This is a genomic window from Teichococcus oryzae, assembly GCF_008386565.1.
Lineage (GTDB): Bacteria > Pseudomonadota > Alphaproteobacteria > Acetobacterales > Acetobacteraceae > Pseudoroseomonas > Pseudoroseomonas oryzae.
Genome location: NZ_VUKA01000027.1, coordinates 1 through 19,554, shown reverse-complemented (window position 1 = coordinate 19,554; position 19,554 = coordinate 1). Strand labels below are relative to the sequence as shown.

Annotated in this window: 17 protein-coding genes; 3 read left to right on the top strand and 14 right to left on the bottom strand. The window is 69.2% G+C overall.

The annotated features are described in order from the left end of the window. Positions 1-65 precede the first annotated feature (65 nt). The 8 genes from F0Q34_RS20135 to F0Q34_RS20100 form a co-directional block, all read right to left on the bottom strand. Entirely contained in the window at positions 66-1,415 is a 1,350-nt protein-coding gene (locus F0Q34_RS20135) for an FAD/NAD(P)-binding protein (RefSeq protein ID WP_161600967.1), read from the bottom strand. Between the two features lie 4 nt (positions 1,416-1,419). Next, positions 1,420-1,641, bottom strand: a complete 222-nt coding sequence (locus F0Q34_RS20130; protein WP_149814138.1) for a Trm112 family protein — start codon at positions 1,639-1,641, stop codon at positions 1,420-1,422. A 224-nt stretch (positions 1,642-1,865) separates the two neighbouring features. Next, complete coding sequence (locus F0Q34_RS20125) at positions 1,866-2,489, bottom strand: LON peptidase substrate-binding domain-containing protein (RefSeq protein ID WP_306419406.1); 624 nt, start codon at positions 2,487-2,489, stop codon at positions 1,866-1,868. A 57-nt stretch (positions 2,490-2,546) separates the two neighbouring features. Further along, the gene (locus tag F0Q34_RS20120; RefSeq protein WP_149814135.1) at positions 2,547-3,491 is read right to left on the bottom strand and encodes a thioredoxin family protein; all 945 of its coding nucleotides are present in this window, start codon (positions 3,489-3,491) and stop codon (positions 2,547-2,549) included. An 81-nt stretch (positions 3,492-3,572) separates the two neighbouring features. After that, positions 3,573-4,133 carry a prolyl-tRNA synthetase associated domain-containing protein gene (locus tag F0Q34_RS20115; protein WP_149814133.1) on the bottom strand — a complete coding sequence of 187 codons (561 nt, stop codon included), beginning with the start codon at positions 4,131-4,133 and terminating at the stop codon, positions 3,573-3,575. A 63-nt stretch (positions 4,134-4,196) separates the two neighbouring features. Next, positions 4,197-5,225 carry an amino acid ABC transporter substrate-binding protein gene (locus F0Q34_RS20110; protein ID WP_306419405.1) on the bottom strand — a complete coding sequence of 343 codons (1,029 nt, stop codon included), beginning with the start codon at positions 5,223-5,225 and terminating at the stop codon, positions 4,197-4,199. A gap of 155 nt (positions 5,226-5,380) precedes the next feature. Then, positions 5,381-5,758 (bottom strand): hypothetical protein, encoded by a 378-nt coding sequence (locus tag F0Q34_RS20105; protein ID WP_149814132.1) that lies wholly within the window; start codon positions 5,756-5,758, stop codon positions 5,381-5,383. A 67-nt stretch (positions 5,759-5,825) separates the two neighbouring features. Next, on the bottom strand, positions 5,826-6,251 hold the full coding sequence (locus F0Q34_RS20100; protein ID WP_149814130.1) for an OsmC family protein: 426 nt from the start codon (positions 6,249-6,251) through the stop codon (positions 5,826-5,828). Between the two features lie 228 nt (positions 6,252-6,479). Here F0Q34_RS20100 and F0Q34_RS20095 point away from each other — a divergent pair, with 228 nt between their 5' ends. From F0Q34_RS20095 to F0Q34_RS20085, 3 genes are all read left to right on the top strand, one after another. Beyond that, on the top strand, positions 6,480-7,460 hold the full coding sequence (locus F0Q34_RS20095; RefSeq protein WP_149814129.1) for a phosphoribosylaminoimidazolesuccinocarboxamide synthase: 981 nt from the start codon (positions 6,480-6,482) through the stop codon (positions 7,458-7,460). 190 nt (positions 7,461-7,650) lie between these two features. Then, entirely contained in the window at positions 7,651-8,844 is a 1,194-nt protein-coding gene (locus tag F0Q34_RS20090; protein WP_161600966.1) for an FIST signal transduction protein, read from the top strand. Beyond that, positions 8,841-10,274: a sensor histidine kinase gene (locus tag F0Q34_RS20085; protein ID WP_149814126.1), complete on the top strand. Its 1,434-nt coding sequence runs from the start codon at positions 8,841-8,843 to the stop codon at positions 10,272-10,274. Before F0Q34_RS20090 ends, F0Q34_RS20085 begins: the two co-directional genes overlap by 4 nt. Before the next feature lie 22 nt (positions 10,275-10,296). Here the strand turns inward: F0Q34_RS20085 and F0Q34_RS20080 are convergent, their stop codons facing one another. The 6 genes from F0Q34_RS20080 to F0Q34_RS21925 all read right to left on the bottom strand — a co-directional run. Further along, positions 10,297-11,475 carry a fatty acid desaturase gene (locus F0Q34_RS20080; RefSeq protein ID WP_149814125.1) on the bottom strand — a complete coding sequence of 393 codons (1,179 nt, stop codon included), beginning with the start codon at positions 11,473-11,475 and terminating at the stop codon, positions 10,297-10,299. A gap of 460 nt (positions 11,476-11,935) precedes the next feature. After that, a complete protein-coding gene (locus F0Q34_RS20075; protein ID WP_149814123.1) occupies positions 11,936-13,108 on the bottom strand; it encodes a zinc-dependent alcohol dehydrogenase in 1,173 nt (390 codons plus the stop codon). A gap of 132 nt (positions 13,109-13,240) precedes the next feature. After that, a complete protein-coding gene (locus F0Q34_RS20070) occupies positions 13,241-15,373 on the bottom strand; it encodes a sensor histidine kinase (RefSeq protein ID WP_149814122.1) in 2,133 nt (710 codons plus the stop codon). A gap of 406 nt (positions 15,374-15,779) precedes the next feature. Next, positions 15,780-16,712 carry a sugar kinase gene (locus F0Q34_RS20065; protein ID WP_149814121.1) on the bottom strand — a complete coding sequence of 311 codons (933 nt, stop codon included), beginning with the start codon at positions 16,710-16,712 and terminating at the stop codon, positions 15,780-15,782. Beyond that, the gene (locus tag F0Q34_RS20060) at positions 16,709-17,350 is read right to left on the bottom strand and encodes a bifunctional 4-hydroxy-2-oxoglutarate aldolase/2-dehydro-3-deoxy-phosphogluconate aldolase (protein ID WP_149814120.1); all 642 of its coding nucleotides are present in this window, start codon (positions 17,348-17,350) and stop codon (positions 16,709-16,711) included. Before F0Q34_RS20060 ends, F0Q34_RS20065 begins: the two co-directional genes overlap by 4 nt. A gap of 143 nt (positions 17,351-17,493) precedes the next feature. After that, a partial coding sequence (locus tag F0Q34_RS21925; protein ID WP_277755315.1) for a glycosyl hydrolase occupies positions 17,494-19,554 on the bottom strand: 2,061 nt, incomplete at its 5' end.

Here is a 19,554-nt window from a genome sequence, read left to right as displayed (position 1 = left end):
TCAGCCTCACCAGCGGCGTGAGCGGGCTTATACCCACCACCCCAACCACCGTCAAACAAAAATCTTCACCATTCCTCGTCCGGATCAATCGGCTCAGCCAAAGGTCCGGCAAGCGCCGCCGCCGCCTGGGCGCGGATCTCCGGCACCGCGGTGATTTCCCACAACATGCCGCGCGTGAGCGGGCCGATCGCCGCCAAGCCGGGAACAACGGAGCCGGCGGCATCGGCGATCTGGCCCGAGGGCGCGACCCGCAGCCCGAGCCCCAGCGGCTCCACCTCCACCACGCCGCGTTCCATAAGACCGGCGACCGGGGCGCCTTGCCGCCATGCCGATGCGCCATCCGGGCCGATGCACTGGATGATCCGGCCGACCTCCCGCCGCAACTCGCCGCCGCCACGGCGGCCGATCACCACCTCGGCCCCCGAAGCGGCGGTCCGCCAGGAAAGCAGCCGGCCGGCCACGACCTCCAGCCCGCCCGTCGCCCGCTGCTTGGCCAGGAAGGCGCCGATGGAGGGGGCGACGCGGTGCCGGTGCAGGTTCCACGCGCTGCGCCCGTGCCGCAGGAAACGGCGCCGCGCCGCGAGGTCCCAATCCTGCCACAGCCGCTGCACCTGCGGCCGCACCCCGTCCATCACCGCCTGCCAGGGCTGGCCCTGGCCCGCCGCCTCGCGCTGCGCCTGCCGGATCCGGCGCAGGGCCTCCAGCGGACCGCATCCTTGCGGCAGTTCCACGGCAACCGGCGGGGCGGCCCTGGGCAGGTGCGGCAATGGCAGCCAGCCATGCCGCGACAGGCCCAGAACCGGACCGCGATGCCCGCCCTCGCGCAGCGACACCAGCATGTCCACTGCCGTCAGCCCCAGCCCGAGCAGCAGCACCGGCGCGTCCGGATCGATCCCCCGCAGCGCAGCAGGGTCCCAAGGATTGCTGAACATCGGCGGCGGGGCACCGCCCGGCGCTGCGAAGCCGCCAACCGCCAGGGCGACCCGGCCGGCGCGCCAGGTTTCCTCGCCGGCCCGCAGGACGAAGCCTCCGCCCGTGCGCTCCAGGCGCGAAACCGGCAGCGCCACATGCCGCAGCATCGGGCCCTCCGCGGCGCGGAACTGTTCGGACAGGTAGCGGCCATAAAGGCGGCGGGGGGCGAAAACCGGCTCCCCCGGCGCCGCCCGTGGCGCGTCGGGCCGGGCGGCGAGCCATTCGGCGAAATGCGCCGGCCGGTCGGGAAACAGGCTCATCCCCGCCGCCGGCACGTTGAGCAGATGGCCAGGCTCCAGGGTGGAATAAGCCAGGCCCGGCCCGGGCTCGGCGGGCTCGAACAGGAGCACCCGCCAATCCGGCCGCGCCAGGCGGGCCTGCAAGGCAAGACTGGTGCCGGCGAAGCCGCCACCGATGATGGCCAGATCCGGAACGGGCGCCATCTGCTCAGCCGTCGAGACGGCGGGCCTCATCGGGCAGCATGATGGGGATGCCGTCGCGGATCGGATAGGCCAGCCCGGCCTTGTCGCTGATCAGCTCGCCACGCTCGCGGTCGTAACGCAGCGGGCCCTTGGTCACCGGGCAGACCAGGATCTCCAGCAGCCGGGGATCAACGGAACCGCCGGCGGGCGCGGCGGATGGAGGGGCGGTGTCGGTGGGGTTCGTCATCGTCGCGATTCCTGCGCCGTCACACGCCGCCCGTCAACAAAGGGCGAAGCCCCAGGGCGTCCGGCGAGGCGTCCAGAGGGGGGGCTTGCCGCAGCCGGACGATGCCGGCGGAGGCCTGTTCTAGAGAATTTTCCGTTCGCACTGGCTCACTTCGAATGCTCTGGCTCTTTGTGCTGTCGAGCATCTTCACCCGATCAGGCGATCCCGCCCGATCGGGACCCGCTCTAGCTTGGCGCCTTTCCGGCAACCGGCCCGGCGCTCTCGATGCGCAGCAGCGAAATCAGCAGCCCGGCCCGCGCCGCGTGGTCGGGGGCGGTCAGCAGCGCCTGCTTCTCGGCATCGCCAAAGGGGCACATCATGCAAAGCGAGGTCACCAGCTTCGCCGCGTCGGTGTTGCGGATCGCTTCCCAGTCCGCCTCGATGTTGAGCGCGCGGAAATAAGAGCGAAGCGCCGCCAGCAGGGCTTCGCGGTCCACCACCTCCCCCGCCGGCGCATCCTCCAGATCGGCATGGTAGGGGGCGTAATCGGCCTTGACCCGCCGCACGCCGCGCGGCGTTTCCGGCAGTTCCTCCAGCAGGTCGAAGCGGTTGAGGCCGCGCAGCGTGATCAGGTAGCGGCCATCCTCGGTTTCCGCGAAGGAGGCGATGCGGCCCAGGCAGCCTGTGCGATAGGGGGTGGAGCGCCCCTCCACCCGCGGATAGGCCGGATCGGGCAGCACCATGCCGATCAGCCTGCCCTGCCCCAGCGCCTCCTCCACCATGGCCAGGAAGCGCGGCTCGAAGATATTGAGCGGCAGCCGCGCCCCCGGCAGCAGCAAGCCCCCCTGCAAGGGAAAGATGGGGATCACGGCCGGCAGCGCCTCAGGCCGGGAACGGAAGGGATCCATGCCCGGCCCCGCACGGCTTCAACGGAACAACAGGGTGGACAGGCCGCGCCGCGCCTTCACGGTGGCCGGGTCCATCGGGCCCCAGGCCTCGAAGAACTTCAGCAGCTGCTTGCGGGCGGCTTCCTCGTTCCAGGCACGGTCGCGCCTGATGGCCTCCAGCAGCGCCGCAGCGGCCTCGTTCCGCTGCTCGGCCGCGTTCAGCGCCACCGCCAGGTCGATGCGCGCCTGATGGTCGTCCGGGTCGGCGGCCAGGCGCCGCTCGAACTCGGCGGTGCGCTCGCGCGCCTTGCGACCCTCGGCGGCCAGCTCCAGCGCCGAGCGGACGGAGGTGATCTCGGCATGGGCGCGGATCTTCTCCGGCACGCTGTCGAGCACCGCCAGCGCCTGCTCCTCCTCGCCCAGCGCCATCAGGCAGCGGGCCAGCCCGGCCATCGCCTCGGCATTCTCCGGCTCCTGCTGCGCCAGGGCGGCGTAAAGCTCCAGCGCCCCCTGGTGGTCCCCCGCCTCGATGGCGGCCTTGGCCTCACCCAGCAGATCAGCGGAGGGCATCTGGCCACCGGCCAGCTTCAGCAGGTTCTCGATGAACTTCTTCAGTTCGGATTCCGGCAGCGCGCCCTGGAACAGGTCGGCGATCTGGCCCTGCCAGAAGGCGACCACCGTGGGCACGGATTGCAGCGGCAGGCCCATCTGCGACAATTGCTGCACCAGGGCGCGGTTCTGGTCGATGTCGATCTTGACCAGCCGCACCCGGCCCTGCGCGGCGGTGACGACCTTTTCCAGCGCCGGGGTCAGCTGCTTGCAGGGGCCGCACCAGGTCGCCCAGAAATCAACGAGAACGGGGACCTGACGGCTGGCCTCCACCACATCCTTCATGAAGGATTTGGAGTCGCTGTCCTTGATGATGGCGGCATCGCCCGCGGGAGCGGCAGGCTGCGGGCGGTTCGGGTCGAAAATCGTGTCCATGGGATAGCACCGGTTCAGAATTCCTTCCCGCATAGATGCGCGGGAAAGCCCGGGGTGCAAGGCGGGAACCGCCCGGGCCGGTCACCCGGCCGCTTCGGGGTCGAAGATTTCCACCGCATGGCCCAGCTCGCGCAGGAAGCGCAGCAGATCCTCGGGCGCCAGGCCGGTGGTGGCGGTGTTGGCCAGAGGGTGGAAATACACCAGCTCCACCCCCTCCAGCAGCGCCCGGTCAATGGCCACCCGAACCCGCCCCGGCAAGGCATTGACCAGCCCGAAGGGCGTGACGGAGCCCGGCCACACGCCCAACTCGGCGAACAATTCCTCCGGCGCCGCGAACTGGCCGCGCCCGGCGCCGAGCAGCCGGCACAGCGCGTTCACGGAAACCTGCCGGTCCTGCTCCAGCACCAGCAGCAAATAAGGTGCCGGGTCGGGGCGGCGCAGCTTCAGGAACAGGTTCTTGGAATGGGCGCCGGGCAGGCTGGCTCGGAGCGCCTCGCCCCCCGCGACGGTGTGCTGCGGCGGGTGTTCGGTGGTGCGGGCGGCGATGCCGAGGGCGGCGAGCCGGTCCAGCAGGCCTGCCGGGGTTTCCGGTGGCCGGCCGGCGGTCAGCGCGGGCGCGGGGAGAGGCAGGGCGGTGTCCATGGCCCTCCCTTAAAACAGAACCCGGCCGGGCGGGAACCACCCGGCCAGGGCTTCGCCAGGTGCCTAGCGCATCGGCAGCGGGTAAAGCAGCCCACCCTTGGTCCACAGCTCGTTGGGCCCGCGCGCCAGGCCGACCGGCGTGGCCGGGCCCATGGTGCGGTCATAGATCTCGGCGTAGTTGCCCATCTTCTTGATCGCGTTGGCGGCCCAGGCCGGGTCGAGCTTCAGCGCCTGCCCCAGCTCCGGCGTCACGCCCAGCAGGCGGCGGGTGTTGGGATTGGTCGCCTTTTCCTTCATCTCGTCCACATTGGCCGAGGTGATGCCCTGCTCCTCCGCTTCCATCAGCGCGTTCACGTACCAGCGCACCAGGTCGAACCATTCATCGTCGCCGCGCCGCACATAGGGGCCATAGGGCTCCTTCGAGAAGCGCTCGGACAGGATGGTCCAGTCGGACGGGCTGGGCATGGAGGCGCGGGTCGCCGCCAGCTGCGAGGCATCGGTGCCGAAACTGTCGCAACGGTTGTTCTGCAGGGCGCCGGCGGCCTGGTCGGTGCGCTCGAACAGCACGGGCGTGAATTGCAGGTTGTTGCTGCGGAAGAAATCCGCCGTCACCTGCTCGTTGGTGGTGCCCTGGATCAGGCAGATGGTGGCGCCGGCCATCTCGGCGGCCTTGCTGATGCCGGAATTGGCCCGCACCATGAAGCCGTGCCCGTCATAGAAATAGGGCGTGACGGCGCGCAGCCCGAGCGTCACGTCCCGCAGCATGGTGTGGGTGGAGGTGCGGAACAGCACATCCACCTCCCCCGAGCCGAGCGCGGTGAAGCGGGTCGAGGAGGAAAGCGGCTGGAAGCGCACCTTGTTGGGATCGTTGAACAGCGCCACGGCCAGGCCGCGGCACAGATCCACATCCATCCCCTGCCACGTGCCCCGCGCATCCGGCAGGGCGAAGCCCGCGATGCCGGTGTGGATGCCGCAGACCAGCTGGCCACGCGCCTTGACGGCGTCCAGCGTCGGCCCCGCCTCCGCGGCGCGCTGGCCGGCGAACAACGCCGCCAGCAGCGCCGTGACGGCGAGAAAGCCTGATTTCATCATGGTGCCGAGCCTTCCTGGAAAGCAGAAACAGAAGGGTGCGGGAGCGCCATGCGCCGCGTCAATAACTGCCATGCACCAGACTGCCTTCTCCGGCGCATCGGCCATGGCGCGGCGGGCAGGCCTCATCCTTCCGGATGAAACATCAGGCCTGCCTCTCAACCGTTCTCATGCAGCCCGATCAGCCGCGCCGCTTCCAGCGCCGCCCGTCGCGAAGGCGGGATGATCGCCTCGGCCCGCGCGGTGAGCAGCACCACGCTCACCACCTCGGCGATCCATTCCACATGCAGTTCCCGCGCGAACCAGAAGGGCTCATCCGGCTGGCCGGCGGCGCGCGTGGAATCGGCGCGCGCTTCCGCCAGCAGCCGCTTCAGCCGGGCGCCCATGCGGTTCCCGGTCATGGCGGCGCGGCATTCCGCCACCGCCAGCTCGGCCCCAGCGAAGCCCAGGGCGGACACGGTGCCGGCGGCGTGGCGCAGCCGCGCCTCCTCCAGCGTGTCGTCGAGCAGGATGTTGAGGAAGTCGCGAATCAGCATGAGCCGCCTCCCTACCTGCCCCCAGGCTGGACCCTCGCGGCCGCTGACCGCAAGGGCGGGATGCGCCTCAGCCTTCCAGCTTGGCGTCCAGGGTGATCTCGGCCTTCAGCAGCTTGGAGACCGGGCAGCCGGCCTTGGCCTTGTTGGCCAGTTCCTGGAACTTCGCGTCATCGGCGCCGGGGATCGTGGCGCGCAGCGTCAGGTGCACGGCGGTGATGGCGAAGCCTTCCGCCTGCTTTTCCAGCGTGACATCGGCCGTGGTGTTCATCTGGCTGGCGGTGAGCCCGGCTTCCCCCAGGATCAGCGACAATGCCATGGTGAAGCAGCCGGCATGGGCGGCGCCGATCAGCTCCTCCGGATTGGTGCCGGGCTTGCCCTCGAAGCGGGAGGAAAAGCCATAGGGTTGGTCCTTCAGCGCCCCGCTCCTGGTGGAGATGGCGCCCTTGCCGTCCTTGATGCCGCCCTGCCAGACGGCGCTGCCCTGAGCCTTCATGGTGTGTTCCCCTTGTTGATGATCCGGTCCCGCCGCGGCGGCGCCACGGCCGGGACGCTGTCAGGGACAATGCCCGAGCTCCGTTCGGGTTGGCGCCGCCCTGACATCGCCGCGCCGATGGGCTAGTGGTGCCCCGGCGCCGGGGGCCCTCGGTCCTGGCGCCAATTCGCACCACCCGCCCTTCTGCGCCTCCGCGGCCTGGCGTCGCGGCACTGGGATCGAGAAACCATGGACCCGGCCATTCTTCGCGCGCATGCGCACCAGATCCTCCGCGATGCCACCATCCCGGAGCTGCCCAAGCACTACAGCGGCAAGGTCCGGGACAATTACGACCTGCCCGATGGCCGTCGCGTCATCATCGCCACCGACCGGCTCAGCGCCTTTGACCGCATCCTGTGCGCCGTGCCGTTCAAGGGCCAGGTGCTGACCCAGACGGCGCGCTTCTGGTTCGAGGCGACGCGCGACATCTGCCCCAGCCACGCCCTCGAATATCCCGACCCGAATGTGGTGATCGGCCAGCGGCTGGACATCCTGCCGGTGGAGGTGGTGGTGCGCGGCTATCTTGCCGGCACCACCGGCACCTCCCTCCTGACGCTGTACAAGGCGGGACGGCGCGAGATGTACGGGCTGACGCTGCCGGACGGGCTGCGCGACAACCAGCGCCTGCCCAGCCCGGTGATCACGCCGACCAGCAAGGCCTTCGATGGCGGCCATGACGAGCCGCTGTCGCCGCAGCAGATCCTGGACCAGGGCCTGCTGACCGAGGCGCAATGGGCGCAGCTCAGCGAATACGCCCTGGCCCTGTTCGCGCGCGGGCAGGCCATGGCGGCCGCGCGCGGCCTGATCCTGGCCGACACCAAATACGAGTTCGGCACCGATCCCGATGGCCGCATCGTGCTGGCCGATGAGATCCACACCCCCGACAGCAGCCGCTACTGGCTCGCCGACAGCTACGAGAAGCGGATCGCCGCCGGGGAAAAGCCGGAAAGCTTCGACAAGGATTTCGTGCGCAACTGGGTGGCCGCGCGCTGCGACCCCTACAAGGACCCGATCCCCGAGATCCCGGAGGAGCTGATCCTGGAAACCGCCGCCGTCTACATCCGCGCCTTTGAAACCATCACCGGCGCGCGCTTCGAGCCGGGCGCGGCCGACCAGCCCGTGCTGGAACGGGTGCGAGGAAACCTTGCCCCGCTGTTTTCCACGAACTGAACCGCCGGCCAGGTCCGTTCCGCCAGCACAAGGCGAAGCGATGGCCGGAGGGCCAGGACGGGTCAGCCCATGGCCAGGGGAGCAGTCGCACCCCTGGCACACGGAGACGTGAAAGTAATCACGCCAACGCGACAGCCTTGGTGCGGGCCTTCGTTTGCCTTGGCCCATGCTTTGCCTTACCGCATTGGCCGTGATCCAGATTGGTTATTCCCGGCATAGTGATGCGCGCCAAGCGGTATTGGACGGTATCCGGCCATTGCTGGACCACCGGCCGAGCCTGGTGCTCGCCTTTTGCGGCGGCAAGCTCGATCCCGACACGGTGCTGTCCACGCTGCGCCGGGAACTTGGCGAGGTGCCGGTGGTGGGCGGCGCCGCCGCCGGCGGGATCGCCCGGCGCGGCTTCGGCTATAGCGGCCTGGAACTGGTGCTGATCGGCTTCAGCGGTGACGTGACGCCCACCGCCCTGGTTCAGGACATGCTGTCCGGCGAAATCTCCGCCGGCGCCGCGCTCGGCGCGCAGGTGGCCGCCGTGGCGTCGGAGGGCGCCGCCGTGCTCCTGTTGTTCGACAGCGTGGCCAGCCGCATGCCGCTGCGGCTGCATCCCGCGAGCCACATCGCCGAGGGGTTCCATCGCGGCCTGGGCAGCCGCTCCGTCACCTTGTTCGGCGGCGGCCTGCTGACCGACATGAACCTGTCCGACAGCTGGGTGTTCGACGGCGCCGCGCTGCGCCGCCACACGGCCGTGGCGCTGGTGTTTCCCCCGGGGATCGCGGTGGAAACCGCCATCCTGCATGGCTGCCGCCCGATCAGCACCTTCATGGAGATCACCCGCATCGACGGGGCCGAGGTGTATGAACTGGACGGCCAGCCCGCCCTCGGCGTGATCGAGCGGATGCTCGGGCTGCGCCTGGGCGAGGCGCAGGGGCAGGAGCTTTCCCTGCTGGCCACGCTGGGGCAGAAGCAGGGCGATCCCTTCGCCCCCTATGACGAGAATTGCTACGTCAACCGGCTGATCCTGCGCGCCAGCCCGGACACCGGCTCGGTGACGCTGTTCGAGCCGGATTTCTTTCCCGGCGCCAAGGTGCAGATCATGGCCCGCGACAACGCGCTGATGCTGGATTCGGCGCGCAACGGCGTCGCCGCGATGAACCGCATGATGCAGGGCCGGGACAACCTGCTGGCGCTGTATATAGACTGCGCCGGCCGGGCCAGCGCGCGCAGCGGCGCATTGACGGAGGAGGCCGAGGTCGTGCTGAACGGGCTCACCGATTCGGTGCCCTTCGCGGGCTTCTATTCCGGCGTGGAGGTCGCCCCCTTCCAGGGCTACTCGCTGCCGCTCGACTGGACCGGCGTGCTGGCCGTGCTGCGGCGGCAGGACCGATGAACCACCGCTTCCCCATGCCCGGCGGCAACAGCGACGGCCAGATGGAGCGCGAGCTCGCCTATTACCGGCGCGAATGCAACACGCTCGGCGCGGGCCTGCTGCGGCTTCAGGAGGAGCAGAGCCAGGCCTTCCGCGAGGCCCGGCGCTCCCGCACCGTGGCCAAGCTGATCCGCGAGGCGTACCGGCTGATCGACCACAGCGACCAGCCGGAGGAATTGGGCCAGCCCATGCTGGCCACGGTGCTGGAGAACACGCTGTGCGACCGCGCCGCCCTGTTGCAGGAGCATCCGCGCGGCAGCGGCCAGTTCTCCGTCAGCCATTCCGTCGGCCTGCCCGGCCCGGTGCCGGGGCCGGTGCTGCTGCCCGTGGTGCCGGCCTTCTTCTTCACCACCTCCCGCTCCCGGATCGAGCCGCCGGCCTACCAGCTCACCGCCATCCTGCGGGTGCCCTACATCCTCTGGGCCTATGACGAGACCACCGGCATCGCGCTGATCCTCGGCAACCAGTCCGAAAGCAATGTCAGCCGCCCCTTCGAGGAGGCCGACCAGGAGATCGTGGAAGGCGCGCTCTCGGTTTACATCGACATCGCCCTGCGCAAGCGCGCCGAGGTGGAGATGCGCGAAGCGCGGATCATGGCGGAGGAAGCCAGCTCCACCCGCACCCGGTTCCTGGCCACGCTGACGCATGAGCTGCGCACGCCGCTCAACGCGATCATCGGCTTTTCCGAGATGATGGCGACCGGATCGCGCTACGCGCTGACGCCGGAGCAGATCGGCGAGTTCAACACCCATGTGTTCAACTCGGCCACCCATCTGCTGGCGCTGATCAACGAGATCCTGGATTATTCCGCCCTGGCCCGCGGCCGCACCCCGCTGACGCTGCGCTGGACCGATGTGGGGGAGCTGATCGCCGCCAGCCTCGGCGCCGCCAGCGCCGCCGCGGCCGAGCGGGGGGTGCGGCTGGCCACCGAGCTGCCGGCGCAGAAGCTGTGGATCCGGGTGGACCGCACCCGCTTCCGGCAGATCCTCGACAATCTGTTGAGCAACGCCATCCGCTTCACCGGAACGGGCGGGGTGGTCGCCGTGCATCTGCTGCTGCCGCAGGAGGGCGGCCTGCGCCTTGAGGTGCGCGACAACGGCATCGGCATGCGGCCGGAAGACATCCCGCGCGCCCTGGAACCCTTCGAGCAGATCGAGAACCCCTTCAGCCGCTCCGCTTCCGGCACCGGCCTCGGCCTGCCGATCACGCGCGGGCTGGTCCAGGCGCATGGCGGCAGCTTCTCGGTGCAAAGCGAATTCGGTGTCGGCACCACCGTGGCGGTGCTGCTGCCGGCCGAGGCGGTGCATCGCGGCGCCAGCCCGCCGGGCGGCCGCGCGCTTGGGGATGCGGAGCGCGGCCTGTCCGGCGAAAAGGCCGGAGCGGAGGAGTGAACGCCCCTCCCCTCCCCCGCCGTCACGCCACCACTCCGGGCGGGGTGGCGGCCAGCGTGGCCAGATTGGCATCCACGGCGCGGATCAGGCCCCAGTTCTCGGAATAATTCACCGGGAAGCCGGGCGAGCCCGCATCCTGGTCCTTCTGCCGGGCGCGGGCGTAATCCGTCCATTTGCGGGTCGCCGGGCGGCGGTGGTGGAAGTCATGGCAGGGCGCGTCGCCGACCAGCACAAAGACGCGGGCGAACAGCGCGCCGGTCAGCATGGTGGCCCACCACCCCGCCCAGGCCAGCACGCCGCCGAGGCTGCGCGCCGAGCGGGCCGGCGGCATGGCGCCGGGGAACACCCCGGTGGTGGAGGCGCACACGAAGGCCTTGCCGCGCGCCCGGATGATCTCGACATCGGGGAAGCGGTGCTCGCACAGGATGCGGAACACGGTCGCGACCTGCAGCAGCACGGTGAGCGGCAGGAACCAGGCCACCAGCACCGGCAGCCAGGCGCCGGTCAGCGCGGCCAGCGCCAGCGGCGCCGCGAGGCCGGCGCGCGCCATCCAGTCATGCCGCCGGTCGCCGCTGAACATCGACGCCTTGATGCGGCGCATCAGGAACCGGGCGTGAAAGGCCGGCGACACCAGGTTCAGCAGGATGCGGCGCCACAGCTCCCGCTTCGGCACGCCGGGCTCCAGCCGGCAGACGCCGAACACGAAGCCGGTGAACTCGTCTTCCTCGGTCAGCAGCTTGTTGGCGGAATGGTGCAGCATGTGGTCGTGCTGGTAGTTCTCGAAGCGGGTAAACATCAGGAAGGCGGACACCATCCGGCCGACCTGCCGGTTCCGCTCGCGGGAGCGGAACACCGTGCCGTGCGAGCAATGGTGAAAGATCACCACCTGGTACAAGCCAAGGCCCGAGCTGGTGGCCGTCAGGCCAATGAAAAGCAGCAGCGCCGAAAGCATCCAGGGCATGGTCACCATCAGGGCCAGGGCGCTCAGCGCGCAGCCGAGCGCCATGCTGGCGATGCCGCCGATCACATAGCGCCGGGCCGGAATGTCGCGTGGATCTTCCTCCGGCCCCGGCTTGGCGGTCAGCCAGGTGAGGAAGGGCTGCAGGACGCGGGGCAGCCGCAGCGCCATCTGCAAACGGGGATCCTGCTGCAGCGTCAGCAGGCCCTGGTCCCGATGTGCTTGAATCCGTGAGATTTCCATTGCGATCTCCTGTGCATGGCAAGTCGCCGCCAGTCCTATCTGGTCGGCGCACAGGACGGTTTTATCGTCTTATCGTAACTTTCCTCGCATGGACTTGAACGCCAGACCATTTAGTTTCGATTTCGGAATATCTTGACTTTCAGGGCCGTGCCTTTCCGAAGGATGACGCCGGCTTTGATCTTCCGATCCGTCATCCTTGGCCGCCGGAACTGGAAACGCGGAACATTTGTTCTTTGGGCGGTCATGAACAGCACCGGCACCTGACACGGGAAAGGCCCCGGCGCCGTTCATCCGCCTGATTCCATTGCTGGGGAACCGGGTTGCCGACAGGAGGCGCCCCCGAAAAAGCCGGCATCGTGCCGCATTGGGGGGCTGATCCGTTCGCGCCATGCCGGCGCCTGGCGCGGAACACGGCCGGGCGCACTGGCGCCCGGCCCCGGTGGGGGAGCTTCCGGCCCCTTCAGTTCAGGTGGAACACGACCTTGACGCAGCCATCCTTCTTGTCGCGGAAGGTCTTGTAGAGTTCCGGCCCTTCCTCCAGCGAGGTGCTGCGATGCGTGATCAGGAAGGTGGGGTCGATGCGGCCCTGCTGGATCAGGCCCGCCAGCTCCTCGAGATAGCGCTTCACATGGGTCTGGCCGCTGCGGATGGTCAGGCCCTTCTGCACCACCGCCCCCATATGCACCGGCACCGGGCCGCCATAAACGCCGGGCACGGAAACAATGCCGCCGCCGCGCACCGCCTGCAGCGCCTGGTTGAGCGCGTAAGGCCGCTGGGTGGAGGTGAGCGTTTCCTGGACCTTGCTCAGCACGCCCAGCACGCCATGGCCGCCGATGGCCTCCATGCCGACGCAGTCGATCACCGCATCCGGCCCCTCCCCATGGGTGATCTCCTTGATGCGCTCCAGCACTTCTTCCTGCTTCAGGTCGATGACATGCGTGGCACCCGCCTGGCGGGCCAGGGCAATGCGCTCCGGCACCGTTTCAATGACGATGATGCGCTCGGCGCCCATGATCTGGGCGGATTTGATGGCGAACAGCCCGACCGGGCCGGCGCCCCAGATGGCGACGGTCTCGCCGCCCTTCAGGTCGCAATACAGGGCGGCCTGCCAGCCCGTGGGCAGGATGTCGGTCAGGAACAGGGCCTGCTCGTCGGTCATGCCCTCGGGCACCTTCATCGGCGCCACATCGGCCATCGGCACGCGCACATATTCCGCCTGCCCGCCCCAGTAGCCGCCGGTGAGGTGGGAATATCCAAACATCCCGGCCGAGGGATATCCGAACATGGTTTCCGCTTCCGCGGCGTTGCGGTTGGAGCGGAGGCAGCACGCCCAGTTGCCGCGAAGGCATTGCGAGCATGAGCCGCAATTGATGTTGAAGGGCACCAGGATGCGGTCGCCCTTCTTCAGCCTGTGGTTCGGGGAGCCCGTTTCCACCACCTCCCCCATGAACTCATGGCCGAGCACGTCGCCGGACTTCATGGCCGGCATGTGCCCGTCCATGAGGTGCAGGTCGGAGCCGCAGATGGCGCAGGAGGTGACCTTGATGATGACGTCACGCGCATCCTCGATGCCTGGATCGGTGACGTTGTCGCAGCGGATGTCGTTCGTGCCGTGCCAGGCGAGCGCTTTCATGACGGACTTCCTTGCGTGGGTTCGTGGCGCGGCCGCCACCATGTCGGATGCAAGGGGGCCGCCGGGCTGAAACACGCGGCCGCGAAGGGGGGTTTCCACGCCGGGCGGCGGGCCTGGCCCCTCCCCGGCGCCTCAGGCAGCGCCGAACAGAACCTCCTCCTTCTTCCGGGCCGGGCGCAGCCGCAGGCGCAGTTCGCAGCGCATGGCGCCCGTTTCCCAGCGCTGGGTCAGCGTACCACCGAGCTGGTGCTGAACCGTGGCGTTGATCAGCCGGGTGCCGAAGCCCCGCCGCCGCGGCGCCACGTCGCGGAAATGCTCGCCCCGCTCGGTCCATTCCAGGCACAGCATGTCGTCGCCCCGTGCGGCGGGTGCAGGCTCCACCCGCCAGCGCAACTCCACCTGCCCGCCCACCTCGCGCAGCGCGCCATGCTTGGCGGCGTTGGCAATCAGCTCGTGCAGGATCATGGCGACGGGCTGCACGGCCTCGGCCGGCAACATCACCACCGGCCCTTCCGCCCTGATCTGCACGGCCGAGCCGTTGTTGCCGAGGCGGTAGGGCGCCAGTTCCCGCTCTGCCACCGCCCGCAGCTCGGCGCCGGCCCAGTTCTCCTCCGCCAGCAGCGACTGCACCCGGGCCAGGGCCATGACGCGCGCTTCCACCGACTGCGCGAAGGCCTCGGCGCTTTCACGGGGCGTCAGCCTGATCACTGACTGCACCACCGCCAGAAGGTTCTTGGCGCGGTGATCCACTTCCCGCGCCAGCAGCAGGCGCCGCTCCTCCTCCGCCTTCTTGGAGGAGATGTCGCGCATGATGCCGGTGAGGAAACGCTGCCCTTCGCCGTCGCGCCATTCAGCGATGGACAGGTCCAGCGGCACGGCGGAGCCGTCCCGCCGGTGCCCCTCCACCTCGCGGCCGATGCCGATGATCCTGCGCTCCCCCGTGGCCATGAAGCGGGCCAGATGGCCGTCATGCCGCGCCGCGTCCCCGGCCCCCATGATCACCGACACGTTGCGGCCGATCACCTCCTCCGCCGGATAGCGGAAGATGGTTTCCGCGGCGCCGTTGAAGGAATGCACCGTGCCCTTCTCGTCGATCACCACGATGGCGTCCACGGCCGTCTCGACAATGGCGCGCAGCCGCGCCTCGCTGGCGGCCAGATCCCTGTTGCGCCCGGCCAGGGTCTGCGCCGCGCGGGTAAGGGCGTCGCGCAGCGCCTTGAACTCGGTGACCCTGGCCGGCGGCTGCGCCGCGTCGGCCGCCTGGGCCAGCGCCTGCTGCCGCCCCTCGGCCACGGCATTGGCCGCGTCGGTCAGCACCTGCAAAGGCCGGAGGATGCGGTGGGCCAGGGCCAGGGCCAGCAGGGAAGCGAGGCCCAGAGCCACCGCGCCGCCCAGCAGGATGGCCGCCAGCGGCACGCCCCAGCTGGCGAGGTAGAGTTCCGACGGCGCCGCCACCGCCACCGTCCAGCCCGAGCCGGCGGTCAGGGCGCTGAACGCGGTGACCACGCCGCGGCCATCGACGCCGGGGCCGCTCATCCAGCCGGTGTTGCTCGCCACCCCCGCCATGTACCAGGAGGCCGCCCGGGTGCCCGGCACCAGATCGGCCAGCGAGCGGCCGACAATGCGGCCATTGCCGTCCACCAGGGCGGCGAAGCGGCCATTCTCGAATTTCTGCGCTTCCAGCAGCCGTTGCAGCCGATCCGGCGTGATGCGCGTGGAAAGCGTCGCCAGCGTCCTGCCATCGCGGCGGATGGGCACCAGCACGGCCACGATGGCGGCCTGGTCGCTGGCCGCCTGGAGCAGGTTGGTGACCGCTGGGCGTCCGGATTGCAGCGCGCCGGAATAGGGAACCGCCGTCTGCGTCAGCGGCAGGGGCGTGCCCGGCGGCAGGCTGGTGTTCAGCAATTGCCGGTTGTCGGGCCCGATGATGACGATCGGCGTGCCGAGGGCCGCCGCGGCCCGCTGGGCGTGCGGATGGAAGGCCGACAGATCCGCCAGCGGCGCGTCCAGCAGGGGCGACTCCGCCAGGGTGGTCAGTGCCGCGATGCGGGCCTCGAATTCCCGGTCGGCCGCGGTGGCGAGTGCCCGCGCCGTGTCGCGCAGCTGGACCTGGAAGGCTTCAAGATGCCCCGTCACCGCCTGCCATGAGGCGAGCCCGCCCACCGCCAGGGCGGGCAGGAAGGCAACCACCACCAGCCCCAGCAGATGGCTGCGCAGCCCCAGGATGACGCCACCGCGCTTGCCGGCCTTCTGACCTATCCCCATGCCCTGTTCACCCCGGATCAAGCGGAAGCGGGACAATGTGGTTTTTGGAAAAGCAATCAGTAAATCTTATTTTGTAGATAGTTTGTGTAATTATCCGGAACTGTATTCTGAGAATTGCGAACGTTCCCGTTAGAATCATTATCACGTTCGGATAATTCCAGTCGATCGCACGAGAACGAAGGTTTTCATTGCGAACCGGAACGAATCGCGCATCGGTGTACTGCCTCCCCGCAGCATTTTACTGATTTATATTTTTGCTTGTCGTTCTGTCCAATGCGAAGCGGAAGGCCGGATAAAAGGAGCCTCGCGGCAACGCTTCCCGCAGCCTATGGAGGCGGCGTCCGGCCCCGGGCCCGTCGCCATCCAAACCTTCGGGGCGGATGGATGGTTCCCGGCCGCGGGGCGTTCAGCCCGCTTTCGCAAGCGCCTCGCGCACCCGGTCGGCGGAGGGGATCGGCGCCACGGCGCCATAACCTTCAGTGGACAGGGCGGCGGCGCAGGCAGCGTAGCGCGCCGCGTCCTCCGGCGCGTCGCCGGCCAGGAGGCGAGCCAGGAAGCTGCCGCAGAACGTGTCGCCCGCGCCCGTGGCATCCACCGGCTCGCAAGGAAAGGGCGGGATCAGGACGCGCCGGTCGGCCATGCCCAGATAGGTGCCCTCCCCGCCCATCTTCAGCACCACGATCCTGGGGCCGAGCCGCAGGTAATGATCGAGAATGGCATCCGGGTCCCGCAGCCCGGTCAGGGTGCGGGTGTCGTCCAGGCCGGGCAGCGCGATGTCGGTCTGCGCCACGGCCGCCATGATGGTCGCCGCCGCCCGCGGCACCGGCCACAGGCTGCCGCGGTAATTGGTGTCGAAGGCCACCGTGACCCCGGCCTCGCGCGCCAGGCGGATCGCCTCGAACACGGAATCGGCGGCATCCGCCGAGATCGCCAGGCTGATGCCCGAAGCGTAGAACATCCGCGCCCGGCCGATCGCTTCCCGTGGCAGCAGGGCGGGCGTGTAGCGGCTGGCGGCCGAGCCCGCGCGGTAGAAATGGAATTCATGCCCATCCGGGCCATGGGTCACGAGGTAGAGGCCCGTTCTGGCGCCCTTGTCGCGGTGGACATGGGTGGCATCCACGCCTTCCCGCCGCCATAGCGCCATGAATTGCTCGCCCGGGCCGTCTTCCCCCAGCGCCGTGATGTAGCCGCTCCGCGCGCCCTGCCGCGCCGCGGCGATGGCGGCGTTGGAGGTGTCGCCGCCAAAGCCTTCCAGATAGAGCGGCGCCCCTTCGGGCGTCTCATGCCGGCGGTTCAGCTCCAGCATCGGCTCGCCCATGCACAACAGCTCGGCGCTCATGCGACGGCGCGCCCCAGCAGGCGGTAGGCCACGTCCTGGATGGCCGCCTTGTCGCCGGCCAGGATGCGCTTCTCATCCACCAGCGCGCCCCCCATGCCGACAAAGGCGGCGCCAGCGGCCAGGTAGTCCTGCATGTTGGATGGATCGACGCCACCAGTGGGGCAGAACCTCACGCCCGGAAAGACGCTGCGCAGCGCCTTCACATGGCCTGGGCCGCCGACGGAGGAGGCGGGGAACACTTTCACCACGTCGGCGCCGGCGGCGCGGGCGACACGCACCTCGGTGGGCGTGACGGCGCCCAGCATCAGCGCGGCCTCGGCGGCCCGGCAGGGTTCGGCCAGTTCCGGCGCCACCCAGGGCGTCACCAGGAAGCGGGCGCCCGCCTCCAGGCAGGCTTCCCCCGCCGCGCGGTCGGGAACGGTGCCGGCGCCCACGAGCAGATCGGGATCGGAGGCCAGGGCGCGGATCAGCGCCGGGGCGTCCGGCACGGTCATGGTGATCTCGAAGATGGTCAGCCCGGCTTCCTTCAGCCATTCCACCACTGTTTCGGCGGCGTGGGCGGTGCTGGTGCGGATCACCGGGATGGCACGGGCCTCGGCGCACCGCGTCAGGGCCGCCTCGATGATGGCTGATGGCATGGCTGTCTTCCTCCTGAGGCCGGGGGTCAGCGCTTCCGGCCGGCCCTTCAGGAGCAAGAATAGCCGAGATGCCCGGCCTGCCGACAGGGCAAGCCGGGCATCCCGGTGGCGGTGGCTTTCCCGGCCTGCCGGCCGGGATCTTGTCAGGCGAAGATGTAGTCGGACGCGATCAGGTTGGTGACATTGCTGATGACCACCTGGGTCACGCTGCCATCATTGGCGTGGATGGACCAGAGGTCGCCGTCATGGCTCAACCTGGCGCCGGCGCCGAAGCCCTGCAGCTTCAGCACATCGCCGCCGCTGCGGCCCGCACCCTCGAAGTCGGTGATGATGTCGCGGCCCTCGCCCTTGGCGATGACAAAGGTGTCGGTGCCCTTGCCGCCGGTCAGGATGTCGTTGCCGCCCCTGCCGTTCAGGATGTTGTTGCCGTCATTGCCGGTGATGATGTTGGCCAGCGCGTTGCCGGTGCCGTTCGACCAGCCATGGCCGAAGAAGCTCAGATTCTCAACATGCTCGGGCAGGGTGTAGCTGCCGATCCAGGTGGACACGGTGTCGGTGCCGCCGCCCGCGAGCTCGACCACCTTGTCATTGGCGTGCGTCACGACATAGGTGTCGTCGCCCTTGCCGCCGCGCATGGTGTCCTTGCCGCTGCCGCCCGACTGGTGCCAGTCATTGCCGTCGCTGCCGGTCCAGTTGGTGCCGCCCCAGGACTGCTTGCTCCAGGCGCCGCTGGCCTTGGCCGCGCCGCCTTCCGTCACCGGCGGCAGCACCGGCGCGGCCGGCGAGGCCGGGGTGGCGGGCTGCGAACCCAGAACAGCCTTGAACGACACGTCGGCCGCGCCGAGGCTGGCCAGCTTGACGTTCTCCAGCGTCAGCACCTGGCCGTTGCCGAGCTTGAACACGGTGTTGGCACCCGACTGCGTGCCCGCCGCCTTCAGCGCGCTGAAGCTGTTGATCCCGCCGAGATCCTCGAAGCGCAGGATGTCCTGTCCGGCCTTGAAGTCGGTGATGGTGTCGCTGCCTTCGCCGCGGGCGATGACAAAGGTGTCGCGGCCCTTGCCGCCGGTCAGGATGTCGTTGCCGCCCTTGCCGTTCAGGGTGTTGTTGCCGTCATTGCCGATGATGATGTTGGCCAGCGCGTTGCCGGTGCCGTTCGACCAGCCGGTGCCGGTGAAGGTCAGGTTCTCCACATGGTCGGGCAGGGTGTAGCTGCCGATCCAGGTGGACACGGTGTCGGTGCCACCGCCCGCGAGCTCGACCACCTTGTCATTGGCATGCATCACGACATAGGTGTCGTCGCCCTTGCCGCCGCGCATGGTGTCCTTGCCGCTGCCGCCCGACTGGTGCCAGTCATTGCCGTCGGTGCCGGTCCAGTTGGTGCCGCCCCAGGACTGCTTGCTCCAGGCGCCGCTGGCCTTGGCCGCGCCGCCTTCCGCCACCGGCGCGGCCGGCGTGGAAGGCTGGCTCGGCTGGGCCGGAGCCGGAGCGGGGGCAGGAGCCGGAGCGATCGGATCATCGGCACCGGGCGGCTTGCCGGCGGTTTCGTCGCCGCCATTCTCCGTCGGCTTGTCCGGCATGGCGGGCGCGCTGGGCGGCGCAGAGCCACCCTTGCCGCCGAAATCGGACCATTCCATCTCGCCCGAGCCCCAGTTCCTGAAGGCTTCCTTGAAGGCGGCGCCGGTGCGCGGATCGGAATTGTCGGACAGCTTGCCGGGATAGGCCGCGTTCGAATCCCAGTAGCTCTGCAGCACGACGTTGTGCTGCTCGAACCATTCCTTGGCGAGCTGCACGAACGGCCCCGCATTGTTGCCCTTCACGCCCCACTCGGAATAGGCGGTGGGCTTGCCATGCGCCTTGGCGAAATTCTCGAACCAGCTCAGGCCGTACTTCTCGTCGCGGATGCGCTCGAAGGCCTTGACCGGGTCGTTGCCCTGGAATTCCGGCTTGTAATAGAAATCCATGCCCATGACATCGACATACTCGTCGCCCGGATAGATCTTCGCGGGATCGAGGCCGCCATTGGCGTGGTTGATGTTCCACTCGAACTTGAAGCGGTCCGACACCTGCTTGAAGGTGCTCGACATCTGGCGGAAGGCGCCCTTGAAGGCTTCCTCCTTGCCGATGGCGTTCCAGAAGAACCAGTCGCCATTCGCTTCCCAGCCGGTGCGCACCATGATGGGGCCGTCACCCGGGGTGTTCTTCAG